The following is an 18933-nucleotide window of genomic DNA, read 5'->3' as shown; positions in this document are numbered from 1 at the left end:
GTGAGAGTATGAAATTAGTAGATTTATTGGAAAATCTCGACTACAAAGCTTATGAGGGAAACAGCGGAAAAGAGGCAGAAAATCTGGATGTAGAGATATCTGCCGTAATAAACGACAACAGAAAAGCAACTGATGGATGTCTTTTCCTGTGTATTGAAGGTGCAAATTTTGATGGTCACAGTGCAGCGAAGGATGTTTGTGAAAAGGGTGCTGCTGCGATTGTTGTTCAGAAGGATGTTGAGCTTCCTGCTGACAGCAAGGCAATTGTTATTAAGGTAGAAAACACAAGATATGCTATGGCATTCATATCTGCAGCATGGTTTGGACACCCGGCAGAGAGTCTTAAGACCATCGGAATCACAGGTACAAAGGGTAAGACCACAACTACTTACCTTATTAAAAATATGCTTGAGAATGCAGGACATAAGTGCGGACTTATCGGTACTATCGAGGTTATCATCGGTGATGAGCATATCCATGCAGAGAATACGACTCCCGAATCCTATGAGCTTCAGGAATATATGAGAAGAATGGTGGATGCGGGCTGTGACAGCGTAGTAATGGAGGTATCATCCCAGGGACTTATGCTCCACAGAAGTCAGGGCTTCATATATGATATCGGTGTATTTACAAACATTGAGCCTGACCATATAGGACCTAATGAGCACGAGGATTTTGATGATTATATGCACTGCAAGGGAATGCTCTTTAAGCAGTGTAAGGTTGGTATCGCAAATGCCGATGATCCAAGAATGACTGACGTATTAGAGGGCCATACCTGCGAGCTTACAACCTATGGATTTGCTGAGGATGCTGATCTTCGTGCCATTAATCTTGCATATCTTCATAAGCCCGGCGAACTTGGTGTTATGTTCGACACAACGGGAGTTCTTGAGATGCATGCAACAGTTCCTACACCCGGAAGATTCAGTGTTTACAATGCACTCTGTGCTATCGATGTAGCAAGAATTCTTGGCACAGGTGTTGATGAAATCGCTGCAGCCCTTAAGAAAGCTCATGTTAAGGGCAGAATTGAGATGGTAAAGGTTTCTGATGACTTTACTCTTATGATAGATTACGCTCACAATGCAATGGCCCTTAAGAGCCTTCTCAGCACCCTCAGAGATTATCATCCAAACAGACTGATAAGTGTCTTTGGCTGCGGCGGAAACAGATCAAAGCTCCGCAGATTTGAGATGGGTGAGGTTAGCGGTAAATATGCGGACTTCACAATCATCACATCAGATAATCCGAGATTTGAAGAGCCTATGGATATCATGAAGGATATCGAAACAGGCATGAAGAAAACCGATGGCGAATATATCATGATAGAGGACAGAAAGGAAGCCATCAGATATGCCATCGAGCATGGCGAAAACGGTGATATCATTGTCCTTGCAGGTAAGGGACATGAGGATTACCAGGAGATAAAGGGCGTTAAATATCCCATGGATGAACGCGATCTTATTAAGGAAATACTTGAAGAGAGATAAATGCAGAATAACGACTTTCTCTATGCAAATTTAATAGTAGATATTTCACATGAGAAGGTTGACAGACCTTTTCAATACAAAATACCTGAAGCACTTCGTGGCAGGATTGATATCGGAAGCTGTGTCAAAATCCCCTTCGGAAAAGGCAATACCGGTAGAGTTGGCTATGTGGTTGAGCTGATGAACGAGCCCCGGTGTGCTCCCGAAAAAATCAAAGAGATATCCGGTTTGTCTGGAGATGAGGTTTCTGTGGATGATATCATGGTGAAGCTTGCAGCATGGATGCACAGATACTATGGCTCAACCATGATAAATGCCCTTAGAACCGTGCTTCCTGTCAGGAAAAAGGTCGGAACGCTTCAGCATAAATATGTAAGACTCCTTCAGCCTGAGCGAGAAGCAAGAGATCTATACATGAACTGCGTAAAAAAGCATCAGGTAGCAAGGGCGCGTCTGTTAGAAGCACTTTTGGAAAACCCTTCTGAGAGAATTCCTCAGGAGCTGGTGGTATCAAAGCTCAATGTTTCTACAGCTGTATTAAGAGCTCTTGCTGAAAAGGGTGTGATCAAAATTGAAACTGAGGAGTATTACCGAAATCCCGTTGGTGATATCAGTGCTGCAGAAAAAAGGATTACACTAAGCAGCGAGCAGCAGGCTATATCGGACGAGGTTATTTCTGATTTTGATAAGGGTGAGAGGAAAACCTACCTTATTCATGGCATAACCGGAAGCGGCAAGACGGAAGTCTATATCGATATGATAGATAAGATGCTGGAGAGAGGAAAACAGGCAATTGTGCTTATTCCGGAGATAGCGCTTACCTATCAGACCCTTATGAGGTTCTACAGACATTTTGGTGACAGGGTATCTGTTATGAATTCAACTCTGTCCCCGGGTGAGAAGTATGATCAGGCAAAGAGGGCAAGAGAAGGTGACATAGATATAATCATAGGCCCAAGGTCTGCGCTGTTTACGCCTTTTCCCTCAGTGGGACTTATCATAATTGATGAGGAGCATGAAAGCTCATATAAAAGTGAGACCATGCCCAAATATCATGCAAGAGAGACAGCCATAGAGCTCTCAAAGCTGGTTCCCGGCGGAGCCAGTGTGGTGCTTGGTTCTGCCACACCATCACTTGAATCCTACTACAGAGCTCAGACGGGAGAATATAAACTCTTTGAGCTTAACAGAAGGCTTACGGGAGGCACGCTCCCTGAGGTAACGATTGCCGATCTCAGAGAAGAGCTTAGAAGCGGAAACAGATCCATATTCAGCAGAGCCCTTCAGGAAAAGATGAATGATGCTCTTGAAAACGGACACCAGGCAATGCTTTTTATAAACAGGCGTGGTCTTGCAGGCTTTATCTCCTGCAGATCCTGTGGTTATGTTTTCAAATGTCCTCACTGTGACGTTTCTATGTCAGAGCACAGGGGAGGAATGCTGGTGTGCCATTACTGCGGACATACGCAGCCCATAGCCAGGATTTGCCCTGAGTGCGGCTCCAAATATGTCACAGCCTTTAGGGCAGGAACCCAGCAGATAGAAAAGGAAGTAAATAAAATCTTTCCTAAGGCTCGAGTCCTAAGGATGGATGCGGATACCACCAAGACCAAGGGAAGTTATGAAAAAATATTGTCCTCATTTGCGGCAGAGGAAGCCGATGTGCTTGTGGGAACGCAGATGATAGTAAAGGGGCATGATTTCCCGAACGTTACTGTTGTTGGAATTCTGGCAGCAGATATGTCACTTAATGCAGGCGATTACAGAGCCGGTGAGCGAACCTTCCAGCTTCTGACCCAGGCTGCAGGAAGAGCGGGACGAGGAACATTTCCGGGCAGCGTTGTCATCCAGTCCTATCAGCCTGATAACTATGCTGTGGTTCATGCAGGAGACCAGGATTACAAGGCTTTTTACGAGGAAGAAATTGACTACAGAAGGCTTTTAAGATATCCACCTGTAGCCCACATGATGGCGATTCAGATTTTTGCTTCAAATGAAGAATACGGAAAAAGGCTTGCGGCAAGACTCCGGGCAGAGATAGAGCGCCTTGGAATAAGGGATGCCATAATAATAGGCCCTGCGGCAGCAGCTATCAGCAAGATAAATGATATATACAGAATGGTCATATACGTTAAGCACGAGAACATGGACAGCCTTGTATCCATGAAGGATGCGGCAACAGCTCTTCTGGATTATTTTGAAAAGAGAGGAGAACTGCGCGGAATTCAGGTGCAGTACGACTTTGATCCCATGCAGGCAACATGACTTGATTGCCTGTGTTATACTATAGTAAGTTTCAAAAGCCTTTGGCGCTTACTGTAGCGTTTTACAAGGATTTGTGCGTAAAAGTTAATGATAATGTTTTAAAGAAAGGTAATAGATATGGCACTTAGAGAAATTAGAGAATATGGTGATGACGTTTTGGCACGTCCCTGTAAGGAAGTAAAAGAGGTTACTCCAAGAATACGTGAGCTTATAGACGATATGTTTGAGACAATGTATGACGCAAACGGCGTTGGTCTTGCAGCTCCGCAGGTTGGAGTTTTAAAGAGAATAGTTGTTATTGACTGCTCACCTGAGGGAGAGGATCCCCATCTTCTCATCAATCCCGTTATTATAGAGACCAGCGGAGAGCAGACAGGCTATGAAGGATGTCTTTCACTTCCCGGAAAATCCGGCGTTGTTACAAGACCTAATTACGTAAAGGTTAGGGCCTTTGATATCGATATGAAGCCCTTCGAGCTTGAAGGAACAGAGCTTCTTGCAAGAGCTATCTGTCATGAGTGTGATCACCTTGACGGACACATGTATGTAGAGAAGGTTGAAGGAGATCTTGTTGATAACGAGGAGCTTCAGCAGCCTGAAGAGGAGTAAACCTCGGGAGCATTTCACCGGCTTAGTACTATTATCAGTGTGAGAGAAGTATGAAAAAAAGACAGAAAAAAAGCGGTAAGGCTGGAACAGTCCTTGCAATAATGTTGGGAATTCTGGCTGTGGTATATATTGGAATTTCAATATATTTTACGAAGCATTATCTTTTTAATACCTTCGTAAATGATCTTCCGGCATATAATCTGACAGCAGATGATATCGAGGAAGAGATTGCAGGCGGACTAAGAAAATATGTGCTGACTATAGACGCCAGGGGTGGCATTTCGCAGACACTTACCTCTGACGATATCAGCTTATCCCTGCAGGTAGACGGACAATTTGATAAGGCCTTAAAGGAGCAGAAGCCTTTCCTTTGGCCGGCATATCTTTTTAAAGAAACATATCTCACAACTGATGATATTGTCGTATATTCAAGAGAAATTGCTGCCGAAAAAATAAGCAGTCTTGATATTTTCAGTGCGGATAACGTTATCGCACCTGTGGATGCTCATTTATCGGAGGATACCGATGAAGAGGGCTTTTATATTGTGCCTGAGGAGCAGGGACAGACACCTGTTAAGGAGACAGTTATTTCAGAGATATGTGCTGCGCTTGATGTACTTGAAAGCCAGGTTATACTCAGTGATGATTGCTATGAAAAGCCTGCAATTACAGCTGAAAATCAGGAGCTTAATGAGCTTTGTAATAATCTTAATGTCTACTGCAAGGCTTCGATTACCTATGAGTTCGGTGATGAGACAGTGGTGGTCGATGGCACGGTCATTAAGGACTGGTGCAGCATTGACGGACAGAGTGTAACTTTTGATGAAGAACAGGTAAAGGAATTCGTAAAGAGCCTTTCAAGACAGTATGACACCTTTGGAAGAGACAGAACCATCATTTCCCACAGCGGTGAAGAAGTGACCGTTCAGGGCGGTGATTATGGCTGGTGGATGGACAGAACAACGGAAGCGGGTGAACTTTTGGAAGCCATAAAAACAGGCTACAGAGGCACAAGGACACCAGTTTATTTCGGAACAGCCAAGACTTACGGGGCTACCGATTATGGCGATTCATATGTAGAGATTGATCTCACAAGTCAGCATCTGTGGGTTTATAAGGATGGTCAGGAAGTCATTGATTCTGACTTTGTTTCCGGCTGTGTAAATAAAGGAAGATCAACTCCCAGAGGTACCTATGGCATTACTTATAAGGAAAGAGATGCCACTCTTGTAGGTGAGAACTATTCATCGGCTGTTAAGTATTGGATGCCCTTTAACGGTAACGTGGGTATGCATGATGCCAGCTGGAGATCAGAGTTTGGCGGATGGCTATATATCACCGACGGATCTCACGGATGTATAAATTTGCCAACAGATAAAGCGGCAGAAATATTTGAAATTGTTGAGAAGGGCGAAGCTGTATTTGTTTACGGCGGTAAAACTGAGCCAGAAGCAGTCGTTACTGCACAGATTGTTGATCCCGATACAGGAGCGGTTACTACAAAACGTATGCCTGCAAGTATAGCAGCAGAGCAGGGCTATACAATTATACCGGACCCTGTACCTGAGACTCCCGCAGAAGTACCTGCTACAGAGGGAGCACCTGCGGCAGAAGCTGCACCTGCCGGTGATGCATCAGCTGCGCCTGCACCTGCGGAAGAACCGGCTCAGTAAGAGGGAACAGAGGAGAATAAATGAAAGTTGTTTATATGGGAACGCCGGACTTTGCGGTTGCGGCGCTTGAAAAAATAATTGAAGCAGGGCATGAAGTGGTGGCTGTTGTTACACAGCCCGACAGACCCAAGGGAAGAGGCAAGGAGCTTGCTATATCTCCCGTAAAGGAATGTGCCCTTAAAAATAATCTTAAGATCATGCAGCCCGAGAAAGTAAGGGAAGCATCTGTAGTCGCTGAGCTTAAGGCTCTTGATGCTGACATATTTGTAGTTGCTGCCTTTGGACAGATTTTGTCCCAGGAGGTTTTGGATATTCCAAAGTACGGCTGTGTGAATATCCATGCATCACTCCTTCCTAAGTACAGAGGTGCTGCGCCTATTCAGATGGCAATCTTAAACGGAGATAAAGAAACCGGAGTTACCATCATGCAGATGAATGCAGGGATGGACACCGGTGATATCATCGTGACAAAAACTCTTCCCATTGAGGATGAGGATACGGCAGGAACTCTTTTCGACAAGCTTATGTTCCTTGGCGCAGATCTGATAGTCGAGACTCTGCCTAAGATAGAGAAGGGTGAGATTACGTCCATTCCTCAGGATGATTCTTTAAGCACAAAGTGCGGCAAGATCAGTAAAGAAATGGGACAGATAGACTTTAATAAGTCAGCCCGTGAGATATTTAATCTTGTAAGAGGCATGAGCCCCTGGCCAAGTGCATATACTAAGCTTAATGGCAAGATGCTGAAAATATGGAAGGTTAAGCCTGTAGAAGGCGCTACTGACGGCGCTCCCGGAACTGTTTACGATGTAAAAAAGGATTACTTTATAGTAAACACAGGTGAAGGCCTTCTTGAGATATCAGAGCTTCAGCTTGAAGGAAAAAAGCGTATGAGCGTTAAGGATTTTCTTCTTGGCTACAGCGTAATAGCCGGGGATAAGCTTGGCTAAAAAACGGAGGATACGGATATGTATGAAACCTATGGATATATGAGCAGGGGAATGTATTGGGATAACACCTATATTTTAGTTCTTATCGGTGCGCTTTTATGTATGATTGCCAGCGCAAGGGTAAAGACTACCTACAATAAATATGCGAAGATCCGCAGCATGAGCGGAATGACCGGAGCACAGGCAGCACATGAGATTCTTAGAAGAAACGGAATAATGGATGTGCAGATACAACATGTGTCCGGTAATCTTACTGATCACTATGATCCCAGAACCAAAACAGTGAATCTTTCAGATGCTACTTATGGTTCAACAAGTGTGGCTGCAATAGGAGTTGCGGCCCATGAGTGCGGCCATGTTTTGCAGCACCATACAGGATATTTACCCATAAGCATTCGCTCAGCTCTTGTGCCTGCTGCGAATATCGGCTCAAAGCTTGGAATCCCGATCATTATGCTGGGACTTATTATTGGAATTTCACCTCTTGCAAAAATAGGTGTATGGGTATTTGCCCTGGCTGTTCTTTTCCAGATTGTTACTCTTCCTGTAGAGTTCGATGCATCTCACAGAGCGCTTGTTATGCTTGGCGAGTATGGAATTCTCGGAGATGATGAACTGGTTCATACCAAAAAGGTTTTAGGCGCAGCGGCACTTACCTATGTTGCGGCAGCAGCTTCATCAGTTTTACAGCTTCTTAGACTTATTATGATCACCGGAACCGGAAGAAGGCGTGACTAATTTATGGCAGATAATGTAAATGAGAGAAAAATAGCATTGGACATTCTCTTAGAGATGGAGGATGCCGCTAATCATGAGTTTTCTACTATCAAAAGAGTTCTGGATCGCTACGATTATCTTGATACCAAGAGCAAGGCTTTTATCAAGTATCTGGCAGGCGGAACTGTGGAGAGGAAGCTTACTCTTGACTATGTCATAAATCAGTTTTCAAAGACACCTACGGAAAAGATGGCGCTTCCGATACTGCTGATTCTCAGAATGAGTGTATATCAGATTCTTTTTATGGATTCTGTGCCTGATTCAGCCGCTGTAAACGAAGCGGTAAAGCTTACCGCCAAGAGGCATTTCGTGGGACTTAAGGGCTTTGTCAACGGTGTCCTTAGAAATATCTCAAGGAAAAAGGATAAGATCGACTGGCCGGAACCCGGAATTACAAGAGAGAGCAAGGCCTATTATCTGTCTATAAAATATTCGCAGCCTGAGTGGCTCTCAGACAGATGGATAGGTGACTACGGACTTGAACAGACAGAGAAAATTTTCAGATTTTTCTTAAAGACAAGACCTGTCTCCATCAGATTCAGCAGAAGACTTGAGTCCGAGGAATTAAAGGCACTTATAGCTGAAATGAAAAAGGCAAATAATGGCAATATAGTTCTTAAGATGAATGAGATATTGCCCTATGCCATGGACCTTTATCATACAGATAATATCAGATACTTGCCCGGATACGACGAGGGAGCATTTCTTGTGCAGGATATAAGCTCAATGCTTGTATGCGAGGTGGCCGGTATAAAAACAGATAACACAGTTGTGGATGTGTGCTCGGCGCCCGGAGGAAAGAGTCTTCATGCAGCGGATAAGCTTAAGGGAACCGGTCAGGTTATAGCGAGAGATTTATCCGCAAATAAGTGTATGATTATACGTGAAAACGTCAACAGAATGCGTGCGGCGAATGTGACGGTTGAGCAGTATGATGCTGAGAAGCATGATGAGAGCATGGAGTCAAAGGCAGATGTTCTTATTTGTGATCTTCCATGCTCGGGACTTGGCGTAATTGGCAGAAAGCCCGATATTAAGATGAATACGGACGAAGAATCTATACAGAACCTTCAGGAGAAACAACGAAGTATCCTGAATGCGGTATGGAATTACGTAAAGCCCGGCGGAATCATGATGTATAGCACCTGCACGGTCACGAAGGAAGAGAATGAAGAAAACGTAAAGTGGATACTTGAGAATCTTCCCTTTGAGCCGGTGGATCTTACGGAGAAGCTTCCTGAGAAAATGAAGAGTATAGAAACAGCAAAGGATGGATATATTCAGATTTTACCGGGAGAATTTGAAACAGACGGATTTTTCATTGCAAAGCTAAGACGCAAAGCATGATGGGCTTTGTTGAAGGATATTAACCTTTGCCAATAACGGAAATACTGTTTTGGCAGTACTTACTATTTTAAGGAAATATTTTGGATAGAATTGATATTAAATCTCTTACAAAAGAGGAACTGACAAACAAAATTAAGGAAATGGGTGAGTCCGGCTTTAGAGCCGGACAAATCTATGATTGGATGCATAAAAAGCAGGCAAGGAGCTTTGATGAGATGACAAACCTCTCAAAAGCTCTGAGGGATAAGCTTGCAGCTGAATGTGATTTTGTATCCCTTCGTATCGAGAGAGTGCAGGAATCTGCCATCGACGGCACCAGAAAATATCTCTTTGCCCTCTCTGACGGAAACCTTATCGAGAGTGTTTTCATGAAGTATAAATTTGGAAACAGCGTATGCGTATCTTCTCAGGTGGGCTGCAGAATGGGCTGCAGGTTCTGTGCATCGACTCTGGACGGCGTTGAGAGAAATCTTACGGCCTCTGAGATTCTTGATCAGATATATTCCATTATGAAGGATACGGGAGAGAAAATATCCCGCGTGGTTGTCATGGGAAGCGGTGAGCCTCTAGATAACTATGACAATATTCTTAGATTTATTCAGCTTTTATCCGATGAGAACGGTCTGAATATGGGCCAGAGAAATATTACGGTTTCAACCTGCGGAATAGTTCCAAACATGTACAGGCTTGCAGATGAGAAGCTTCAGATAAATCTGGCTATTTCACTTCATGCTTCCAATCAGGCAAAGAGACAGGAGCTTATGCCTATAGCCAACAAATATTCAATTGATGAACTCATGGAGGCCTGCAGAAGCTATTTCGAAAAAACAGGAAGACAGCTGACCTTTGAGTATTCCCTTGTGGGCGGAGTCAACGATACCGATGATGATGCAGATGAGCTGGCAGCTTTACTGTCAGACTTAAACTGTGTGGTAAACCTGATTCCTGTTAATCCAATAAAAGAAAGAGATTTCGTGGAGAGTACAAGAAAGCGTGTTTTGGATTTCCAAAAACGTCTTGAAAAGCGCCATATAAATGCAACCGTTCGCCGCGAAATGGGCCGTGATATTGACGGTGCCTGCGGACAGCTGAGAAGGAGACATTTAGAGGAGCAGAATTAAGTCAGGGAACTGGTTTGATAAAAGAGTTTTCCTAAAGTAAACTGTTACTTGGGTTTTTACCAGGTGATTATTTAAACAGTTTACTTAAGGAGATTATTATGGCTATTAGAATTATTACCGATTCAGCAAGTGACATACCACAGGATAAAGCAAAGGAGTGGGGGATCACTGTTATACCTCTTAAAGTCCGTTTTGGTGAAGAGGAGTTTTTGGACGGAGTTACCCTTACAAGCGACATGTTTTATTCAAGGCTGGTTGAGTCGGATGAGCTTCCAAAGACCAGTCAGATTCCACCCTACGAATTTGAAGAGGAGTTTGAAAAGGCAGTGGAAGCAGGGGATGACGTTATTTGTCTGACTCTTTCTTCCGGAGTTTCAGGCTGCTATCAGAGTGCCTGTATAGCTGCCCAGGAGTTTGATGGAAAGGTAAGAGTTATAGATACCAAGCAGTTTTGCATATCCGAGTACATCATCGTGCAGAGGGCAGTTCAGCTCCGTGACGAAGGCAAAAGTGCTGATGAGATAACTGAGATCATAGAAAAGGAAAAGAAGTTCGCCAGAGTCATTTCTGTTTTTGATACTTTGGAATATCTGAAAATGGGCGGACGAATTTCATCTGCCGCAGCTATGGCCGGCGGAATTTTATCAATAAAGCCGGTTGTAACCATAGAGGATGGCGTAGTCGCAGTCGTTGGAAAAGCCAGAGGATCAAAAAATGGCAGCAATATGTTAATTCAGTATATTGATAAACACGGCGGAATAGATTATGATAAACCGATGTGCTTAGCATACTCCGGATTATCAGATGATCTTCTTTTGAAATATAAGGAAGACAGTAAACATCTATACGAAGGCTATGTGGATGATATCCCCATCGAGCACGTAGGTGCTACGATAGGAACATACGCAGGTCCCGGAGCTATCGCATGTGCATATTTTCATAAGAACTAAGCTATAAACGAAAGGAAAAACAATGAAAAAGGCATTTGATAATGACAAGTACATTTCCATGCAGTCTGAGAAGATTCGTGAGAGAATCGGTCAGTTCGGCGGAAAGCTCTATATGGAATTCGGAGGAAAGCTGTTTGATGATTATCACGCATCAAGAGTACTTCCCGGATTTCAGCCGGATTCAAAGATCCGTATGCTTACTCAGATCAAGGAAGATGTTGAGGTGGTAATTGCCATCAACGCAGGCGATATTGAGAAGAATAAGGTTAGAGGCGATCTTGGTATCACTTATGATATGGATGTACTGAGACTTATTGATGCTTTCCATGATTACGGTCTCTATGTAGGTTCTGTTGTTCTTACAAGATATGATGGAACAGACACCGTAATCGCATATCAGAAAAAGCTTGAGAGCCTTGGCATCAAGGTGTACAAGCACTATACAATTCCCGGATATCCCTCAAATATTCCGCTTATCATCAGCGATGAGGGATATGGTAAAAACGAGTATATCGAGACCAAGCATTCACTTGTTGTGGTTACTGCACCCGGTCCCGGAAGCGGAAAAATGGCTGTATGTCTTTCACAGCTTTATCATGAAAACATCCATGGTGTTAAGGCAGGTTATGCAAAGTTTGAGACCTTCCCTATCTGGAATATTCCGCTTCAGCATCCTGTAAACCTTGCTTACGAGGCAGCTACTGTAGATCTTGCAGACATGAATATGATCGATCCTTATCATCTTGAAGCATACGGAGTTTCAACAGTAAACTACAACCGTGACGTTGCTGTTTTCCCTGTGCTTAATACAATGTTCAAGCAGATTTACGGTGATTCACCCTACAAGTCACCTACAGATATGGGTGTAAATATGGCCGGTAACTGTATCATCGATGATGAGGCAGCTCAGGCAGCAGGTAAGCAGGAAATCCTTAGAAGATATTATAAGGAGCTCTGTGAAAAGAGAAAGGGTGACAGCTCTCAGGAGAGAATCGACCAGCTTGAGCTTATTATGCAGAAGGCAGGCTGCACTGTTCAGGACAGACCCGTTGTATCAGCTTCCAATCTTAAGGCTGAGCTTACAGGCGCTCCCGCAGCTGCAATAGAGCTTCCTGACGGACAGGTTATTACAGGAAAAACAAGTGCTCTTATGGGCGCTACCAGTGCCATGGTATTAAATGCCCTTAAGACTCTGGCAGGAATTCCTGATGATGTACAGCTCATTGCTCCTTCAATCATTGAGCCTATCCAGGATCTGAAGGTACAGCACCTTGGCGGACACAACCCTCACCTTCATGTAGGAGAGATACTTATCGCGCTTACAATCTGCGCAGCTACAGATCCGCAGGCTAAGGCAGCTATTGATCAGCTTGGCAAACTCAGAGGACTTGAGGTTCATTCAACAGTTATCCTTTCACCTGTTGATGAGAACACCTTCCACAAGCTTGGTGTTAACCTTACATGTGAAGCTAAGTATCAGACCAAGAAGCTTTATCACGGCTGATTTAGTAGCGTTTTAACATTAGATTTTTAGCGATATTTTATGGATTAATAATTTTTATAAATGAACCCCGGTGGTATAATAATTACTATACAACCGGGGTGTTTCTATATTTGTAATATAGGAGGCTTTAACATGAATCAGAGTTTGTATAATGCAGTTTTTTGTGTTGGCGAACAGAAAATTGATCCATTTGCAGCAGCTAAAATAGATTTTGAAAGAGTAATTGGCGACATGAGACTTGGCGGATATGAGATCACATCTCTCAATGTTGCAGAATTTATAGTACTCCACTGGCTCGATGATATGAGAAAGAAGAAAAATGACATAATCGATGCCACATCCGGCGTAGACAACCGCGACGCTTATTGTCTGGAGAAGTTTGGCATATCCTTTAAGGATATAGATGCATTGGAGCCTACCACAGATATAGAGTGGGATCTTAAGAGCGGACAGGTACTGCTGTTTCTTGGAAGTGAAGTGCAGTACAAGGAAGACGCCTATATGAAGATGTTTGGTGAAGATCTTCAAAAGTTTTGTCAGGATACCGGCTTTATCTACACAAAGCTTGGTGAAGCAATATAGCTAGTATTTTTATTCCTCCTTTTTCTTTTTGTATTTTATTATGAACGAAGACGGCTCGACGTGAGTATACCTCCGTCGGGTCTTCTTTTTGCCACAAAATATAGTGGTAAAACCTCAGGAAACACCAAATGTTCAGGTACGATTTGAATATTAATTTTTTCTTAAGAATAGAGCCAATATATTACATTAATCGTAAAAAATTGCTAGAATTATTTTAGTGTCGCTCTGGATTTTGGTAGTTTGAAAATGGAGGAAAAAATATGCTAAGTAAAGGAGATTGTGTAGTTTTTGGTAACCATGGACTGTGCGAGGTAAAAGATATCCTTGTTCCGGCATTTTTAGAGAGAGGCAATGAGACACTGTATTACAGCATGGTCTCAAGCATAGACACTAAAGGAGTAATTTTTGTTCCCGTTGAGGGGGCTGAAGATAAAATGCGTGAAGCTATTGATGCAGATGAGGCTGAGGAGCTTATTAATGAGATTGATGAGCTCGAGGTTTATGACATCCCTGCAGGTAAGAAGGCAGAGGCCGTTATTGTTGACGTTATTAAGCGCAACAAGGCTCCTGAGATGATGTGCCTTGTTAAGTCACTTAGAGGCATCAAGGCTAAAAGAGCTGCTGAAGGCAAGAAGTTCGCTTCTATGGATGAGAAGTATCTTAGTATTGCTGAGAAGCTCCTGTATTCTGAGATGGCTTATTCCATGGAGTCTAAGCTTGATGCAATCAAGGAGCGCGTTACAAATGAGTTATCACAGCTTACTCTTGCATGAATACTTAAACGATTAACCGATAATTTTATATAACATTTAAATATAAAAGGCTCCCGATTCGCATAGAATCGGGAGCCTTAGTTTTATCTATTTACGGTTTAAAGTAACTGATAGCTTCTGTCATGTTTTCTGCAAGCTCTTCCAGTTTACCTGCAGCTTCTGTAATGATAGAGAAGGTAGCATTGAGCTCCTGCATGGAGGCGTTGGTCTCCTGAGAGGATGCGGCATTCTCTTCTGAAACAGCTGACAGATCAGAGATGATATTAAGCAGCTCGTCCTTGGCATGATTCAGTTCTTCGATTCTGCCGGAGATGTTATCTGTACTCTCTGATACATTATCTACGTTCTCAGCCATGCTCTGCATGTTACCCTTGGTATCTGTAAGCTGTGCTTCCTGCTGTTCGAAGTTGCTGTTGAGCTTTTGCATTACTGCAACGGATGCTTCAGAATCTGCTACAAGCTTATCAACGATCTTCTTGATCTCATCTGCACTGTCAGAACTCTGCTCAGCCAGCTGTCCGATCTCTGTAGCAACAACCGCAAAGCCTTTTCCTGCTTCGCCTGCTCTGGCAGCTTCGATGGAAGCATTGAGGGACAGGAGGTTAGTCTGGGAAGCGATTGAGGTGATGGCTTCTGAGAACTTGGAAATCTCTTTTGCGGATTCATTGGTGGAATCTATGGTCTGACCGATTTCACGAACAGATGCCTGAACCTCTTCACTCTGAGTGATCAGCTTGTTGAGTGCTGCCATTGCAGTTTCGCAGGACTGCTTCATTTCTGTAGCATAGCTCTGCAACTGATTTACGTTATCAGTAACAATTTCAATATTGTTGCCGATTTCCTGAGTGTTTCCTGCTGCGGTTTCAACGCTCTCAGCCTGTGATACAGCACCTTTTGAGATTTCATCAACAGCTTCGCTTACCTGGTTGGAAGCATCGGATGCTTTTGTTGCGGATTCGCTCAGTTCCATACCGGAGTTTTTAAGCTCATTGGACATATCCACTGTGGTCCTGATTACTTCACCAAGCTTGTCGCTAAGCACCTTTGCTCCGTCGGCGAGAAGACCGATTTCATCATTACGTTTAATTGTAGTTTCATCGATTGTGAGGTTAAGGTTACCCTGTGCAAGGAGTCCAAGTTCATCAGCGATGGCTCTCATCTTAACGGAAGCAGTATTGGCAACTACGAATCCGAATATTGAAAGAGCAGCTACGAGAACAATAGCAATGACAACCATTGTGATAATGGCTTTTTGAATTGCAGTCTGTACGTCATCCCCAAGTCTTCCTGCAAAAACCATACCTGCAACACTGCCGTCAGACTGAAGCAGTGGTGCGTAGTATGAATAGTATTTAGTTTCTGTACCGGCTACTGCTGAATCGGGAATATAGTATTCCTGCTTATTCTGTAAAACATGCTCATTGGTGGCAGCGCCAATCTTAAAGCCCACAAGTCTCTTACCATTTTCCTGAAGAGTTGTAATGACACGCTCATCCATATAGAAAAGAGAGTACTGAACACCGGTTTTGGAATGAAGTTCATCCATTAATTCCTCGTATTCACCCATAATGTTCTCTTCACCCTTGTAGACATTTGTTCCGTCATAGGACCAGTCACCATCCCATACGGAATTCATTTCACTTTGAAGATGCTCTGCAGCAACCTTGAGCTCTTCTTCTACCATGTTGTTATAAGTCTTTTTCAGTTCCACAATACTTATGATTGTAAGAATAGCCGAAATTGCGATAATTGCAGCGATTGCTGCTAAGATAAGCTTCTGTATCAGTTTACCTTTTCGAACCTTTGCCTCCATTGAAATCCCCCTTTGAATGATCGTACATAAACACAAATAAAATCGTGATTTATCGGTACTTATATTCTACATCATATATTTTGTTAGAATGTTAAATTAGAATAAAAGTTATCAATTTTTTATAAAATTTAAAGGGGCTTGTTTGTGGTATAATTAAAAATTATGAGCGAAAAAACAATAAAACTATATGACGAAAATGCATACAATAAAGAATTCGAAGCAAGGGTCATGGATTGCAGGCCTGCAAACGGTGATTTTGACGGCTTTGAGATAATTCTGGACAAGACTCTTTTCTTCCCGGAGGAGGGTGGACAGACACCGGATAAAGGAACAATTCAGGTGAAATCGGAAACCGGCGAAGGGACAGCAGATGGAGATGTGGTGAATGTCCTTGATGTTCAGATAAAGGGTGATGTGATAAGCCACTTTACGGATAAGTCAATTGAGCCCGGGACTGTGATAAAGGGAACCATTGATTTTGCACACAGATTCAGCAATATGCAGCAGCACTCAGGAGAGCATATTTTTTCAGGAATTGTGAACAGCCTATATGGCTATGACAACGTGGGCTTTCATCTTAGCGATTCCGTGGTGACCATGGATTACAGCGGGCAGCTTTCAAAGGAGGAGCTGGCTGATGTAGAGCTGCGTGTTAACAGGGCGATCTATGAAAATGTTCCTATTACCTGCAGATATCCTTCAGCGGATGAACTTGCAAAGCTTGATTACAGAAGTAAAAAAGAACTTACAGGAGATGTGAGGATTGTTACGGTCGAGGGATATGATATCTGCGCCTGCTGCGCACCGCATGTGGCAAGGACCGGAGAGATTGGGATTTTGAAAATTGTAAGCTCCCAGAATTACAAGGGAGGAACAAGAGTCAGCATACTTTGCGGACAAAGAGCTCTTTTGTATTTGGCAGGAATGCATGATATGATAACGGAACTTGCAAATTCACTGACTACATCTGTGGATAGCATTCCGGATCTGATCCATAAACAGCAGGAAGAGATAGCCGCACTTAAAAGATCATTATCGGAGGCAGGAGAAAAAATTCTGCTTAGTGAGGCGGCGGAGCTACCTGCAGATAGCAAATGTGTTTTCATGTTTGCAGATAAAAACTCTGATGCCAATGTAATAAGACGAGTTGTGACAAAGCTTGTTGCTGGCAGAGAGGGCTATCTTGGTATCTTTTTCGGAGATGATACTGATGGCTATCGTTTCATAATAGGATGTGGAAACGGTCTTAACAGTAATGATGTTCTAAATATCCTTAAGGAGAAATTCCAGGTTCGGGGAGGCGGAGCCCCTGCAATGGTTCAGGGAAGTATAAGCGGTGCTTCCAAGGAGGATATTCTTAGCGTGGCAGCGACGATATAATCTACACTTGCAGCATGCTGCCTTGTAGATTGCTGTAAACGCTATGGAGGAGTGATTATGGAAAAACGGCATGAATTTAGAATGGGGCTAAGAGATGCGATTCCTATATGCCTTGGTTATCTGGCAGTGTCCTTTGCATTTGGCATACAGGCTTCAGAAGCAGGACTTACAGTTTTTCAGGCATCGATAATGTCTCTTGCAAATGTAACAAGTGCAGGACAGTTTTCTGCTCTTGACCTTATTTGCAATAACGGAACATATGCAGAGATTGCACTTTTACAGCTTGTGGTTAACATGAGATATATGCTGATGAGTACGGCGCTTTCGCAAAAGCTTTCATCAAAAGTGGGGACTGTTTCAAGATGTCTTATTGCTTACGGCGTAACAGATGAGATATTCGGTCTTAGCGTTACAAGAAAAGGAAAGCTCCATCCGGCATATTCCTACGGTCTTATAATCTGTTCAGTTTTTGGATGGGTGCTGGGTACCTTCCTTGGAGCCTTTGCCGGACAGATCATGCCACAAAGGATTATAAGTGCTCTTGGACTTGCGATTTACGGAATGTTCATCGCGATTATAATTCCTGATGCCAGAGAGTCTTTAGCAGTTTTGATGGTAGTTGTTTGCGCAATGGTGTTCAGCACAGTTTTCACATATGCACCTGTGCTCAGAGAGATTTCATCAGGATTTCGCATTATAATTGTCACAATAGTTGTGGCGGCCGCTGCGGCAGTGTTATCTCCTGTAAACAATGAGGAGGTAACAGATGCATAATACATATATTTACATTTTGGTAATGGCAGTAGTAACATATCTTGTCAGAATGTTGCCGCTTACACTGATAAGGCGCGAGATAAAAAGTAATTTCGTGAAATCATTTTTGTATTACGTGCCCTACGCTACTTTGGCAGCAATGACTTTTCCTGCTATACTTCATGCTTCCGATGACATCAGAGGATCAATTGCAGGCTTTGCGGTTGCCCTGGTACTGGCTTATAGGAAAAAGAGTCTTCTCACTGTAGCGTCAGTTAGCTGTATTGTAGTATTTGCAGTTGAGTGGTTTATTTGACAATAGGGTTCCCGGGTTTTTATTTTGAAAACAGGCCCCTGTCATTTTTCATGGAGGTTTAAATATGCATATTGGAACAGGTTATGATGTACACCGACTGGTCCCCGACAGGAAGCTTATTCTTGGGGGAGTTGATATCCCTTATGAAAAGGGGCTCCTTGGACATTCAGATGCGGACGTACTTTTGCATGCCATAAGTGATGCTCTTCTTGGGGCAGCAGCACTTGGAGATATTGGAAAACATTTCCCGGATTCTGATCCCAAATACAAGGGAGCAGATTCAATAAAGCTTTTGTCAGAGGTTGGCAAAATGCTTGAGGAGAATGGATATCTTATAGAGAATATTGATTCTACTATTTTATGTCAGGCTCCAAAGCTTAGACCTTATATTGATACCATGCGTCAGAATATTGCAGACGCCCTTGGAATCAATATTGAACAGGTAAGCGTAAAAGCAACCACTGAAGAAGGCCTTGGTTTTACAGGGGCAGGCGAGGGTATCGCAGCTCAGGCGGTTTGTCTTCTTGCAAGTCCCATCGAGTATTACACCAAAAATGTCACATTCCAGACAGGAGAAGCTCCTAAGGGTGGATGCTGCTGCGGTGGCGCTGATAGTAATGAATGAGG

The 18933-nt window shown here is 43.2% G+C and carries 17 protein-coding genes; 16 read left to right on the top strand and 1 reads right to left on the bottom strand.

Annotation, left to right across the window (positions count from 1 at the left end; all coding sequences use genetic code 11):
• Nucleotides 1-8 precede the first annotated feature (8 nt).
• The 12 genes from G608_RS0105990 (at nt 9) to G608_RS0105935 (ending at nt 14044) form a co-directional block, all read left to right on the top strand.
• Nucleotides 9-1493, top strand: coding sequence for a UDP-N-acetylmuramoyl-L-alanyl-D-glutamate--2,6-diaminopimelate ligase (locus G608_RS0105990; protein ID WP_026495276.1), 1485 nt, complete (start codon nt 9-11; stop codon nt 1491-1493).
• A complete protein-coding gene (priA, locus tag G608_RS0105985) occupies nt 1494-3758 on the top strand; it encodes a replication restart helicase PriA (protein ID WP_026495275.1) in 2265 nt (754 codons plus the stop codon).
• A gap of 117 nt (nt 3759-3875) precedes the next feature.
• Complete coding sequence (def, locus tag G608_RS0105980) at nt 3876-4367, top strand: peptide deformylase (RefSeq protein ID WP_026495274.1); 492 nt, start codon at nt 3876-3878, stop codon at nt 4365-4367.
• A 50-nt stretch (nt 4368-4417) separates the two neighbouring features.
• Nucleotides 4418-6040: a L,D-transpeptidase family protein gene (locus tag G608_RS20100; protein WP_051208911.1), complete on the top strand. Its 1623-nt coding sequence runs from the start codon at nt 4418-4420 to the stop codon at nt 6038-6040.
• A 20-nt stretch (nt 6041-6060) separates the two neighbouring features.
• Nucleotides 6061-6990, top strand: coding sequence for a methionyl-tRNA formyltransferase (gene fmt / locus G608_RS0105970; RefSeq protein WP_026495273.1), 930 nt, complete (start codon nt 6061-6063; stop codon nt 6988-6990).
• A gap of 18 nt (nt 6991-7008) precedes the next feature.
• Nucleotides 7009-7728, top strand: coding sequence for a zinc metallopeptidase (locus G608_RS0105965; RefSeq protein ID WP_081677318.1), 720 nt, complete (start codon nt 7009-7011; stop codon nt 7726-7728).
• A gap of 3 nt (nt 7729-7731) precedes the next feature.
• Nucleotides 7732-9114: a 16S rRNA (cytosine(967)-C(5))-methyltransferase RsmB gene (gene rsmB / locus G608_RS0105960; protein WP_026495271.1), complete on the top strand. Its 1383-nt coding sequence runs from the start codon at nt 7732-7734 to the stop codon at nt 9112-9114.
• Nucleotides 9115-9194: 80 nt separating this feature from the next.
• Entirely contained in the window at nt 9195-10235 is a 1041-nt protein-coding gene (rlmN, locus tag G608_RS0105955; RefSeq protein WP_026495270.1) for a 23S rRNA (adenine(2503)-C(2))-methyltransferase RlmN, read from the top strand.
• Nucleotides 10236-10333: 98 nt separating this feature from the next.
• Nucleotides 10334-11185: a DegV family protein gene (locus G608_RS0105950; RefSeq protein ID WP_026495269.1), complete on the top strand. Its 852-nt coding sequence runs from the start codon at nt 10334-10336 to the stop codon at nt 11183-11185.
• Nucleotides 11186-11207: 22 nt separating this feature from the next.
• Complete coding sequence (locus G608_RS0105945; protein WP_026495268.1) at nt 11208-12689, top strand: DUF1846 domain-containing protein; 1482 nt, start codon at nt 11208-11210, stop codon at nt 12687-12689.
• Between the two features lie 132 nt (nt 12690-12821).
• Nucleotides 12822-13271: a hypothetical protein gene (locus G608_RS0105940; RefSeq protein WP_026495267.1), complete on the top strand. Its 450-nt coding sequence runs from the start codon at nt 12822-12824 to the stop codon at nt 13269-13271.
• 260 nt (nt 13272-13531) lie between these two features.
• Nucleotides 13532-14044: a CarD family transcriptional regulator gene (locus G608_RS0105935; protein ID WP_026495266.1), complete on the top strand. Its 513-nt coding sequence runs from the start codon at nt 13532-13534 to the stop codon at nt 14042-14044.
• 91 nt (nt 14045-14135) lie between these two features.
• Here the strand turns inward: G608_RS0105935 and G608_RS0105930 are convergent, their stop codons facing one another.
• The gene (locus tag G608_RS0105930) at nt 14136-15857 is read right to left on the bottom strand and encodes a methyl-accepting chemotaxis protein (RefSeq protein ID WP_035794831.1); all 1722 of its coding nucleotides are present in this window, start codon (nt 15855-15857) and stop codon (nt 14136-14138) included.
• A gap of 162 nt (nt 15858-16019) precedes the next feature.
• Here G608_RS0105930 and G608_RS0105925 point away from each other — a divergent pair, with 162 nt between their 5' ends.
• From G608_RS0105925 to ispF, 4 genes are all read left to right on the top strand, one after another.
• The gene (locus tag G608_RS0105925; RefSeq protein ID WP_035794829.1) at nt 16020-17237 is read left to right on the top strand and encodes an alanyl-tRNA editing protein; all 1218 of its coding nucleotides are present in this window, start codon (nt 16020-16022) and stop codon (nt 17235-17237) included.
• Between the two features lie 57 nt (nt 17238-17294).
• Nucleotides 17295-18011: an AzlC family ABC transporter permease gene (locus G608_RS0105920; protein ID WP_026495263.1), complete on the top strand. Its 717-nt coding sequence runs from the start codon at nt 17295-17297 to the stop codon at nt 18009-18011.
• Nucleotides 18004-18306, top strand: coding sequence for an AzlD domain-containing protein (locus G608_RS0105915; protein WP_026495262.1), 303 nt, complete (start codon nt 18004-18006; stop codon nt 18304-18306). Before G608_RS0105920 ends, G608_RS0105915 begins: the two co-directional genes overlap by 8 nt.
• 64 nt (nt 18307-18370) lie before the next feature.
• On the top strand, nt 18371-18931 hold the full coding sequence (gene ispF, locus G608_RS0105910; RefSeq protein ID WP_026495261.1) for a 2-C-methyl-D-erythritol 2,4-cyclodiphosphate synthase: 561 nt from the start codon (nt 18371-18373) through the stop codon (nt 18929-18931).
• The last annotated feature ends 2 nt before the right edge of the window (nt 18932-18933 follow it).

Origin of the sequence: Butyrivibrio sp. WCD3002 (assembly GCF_000424265.1) — a bacterium.
Taxonomy (GTDB): Bacteria; Bacillota; Clostridia; order Lachnospirales; family Lachnospiraceae; genus Butyrivibrio.
The sequence above is the reverse complement of the archived record's forward strand: the minus strand, read 5'-3'. Positions and strand labels throughout refer to the sequence as shown.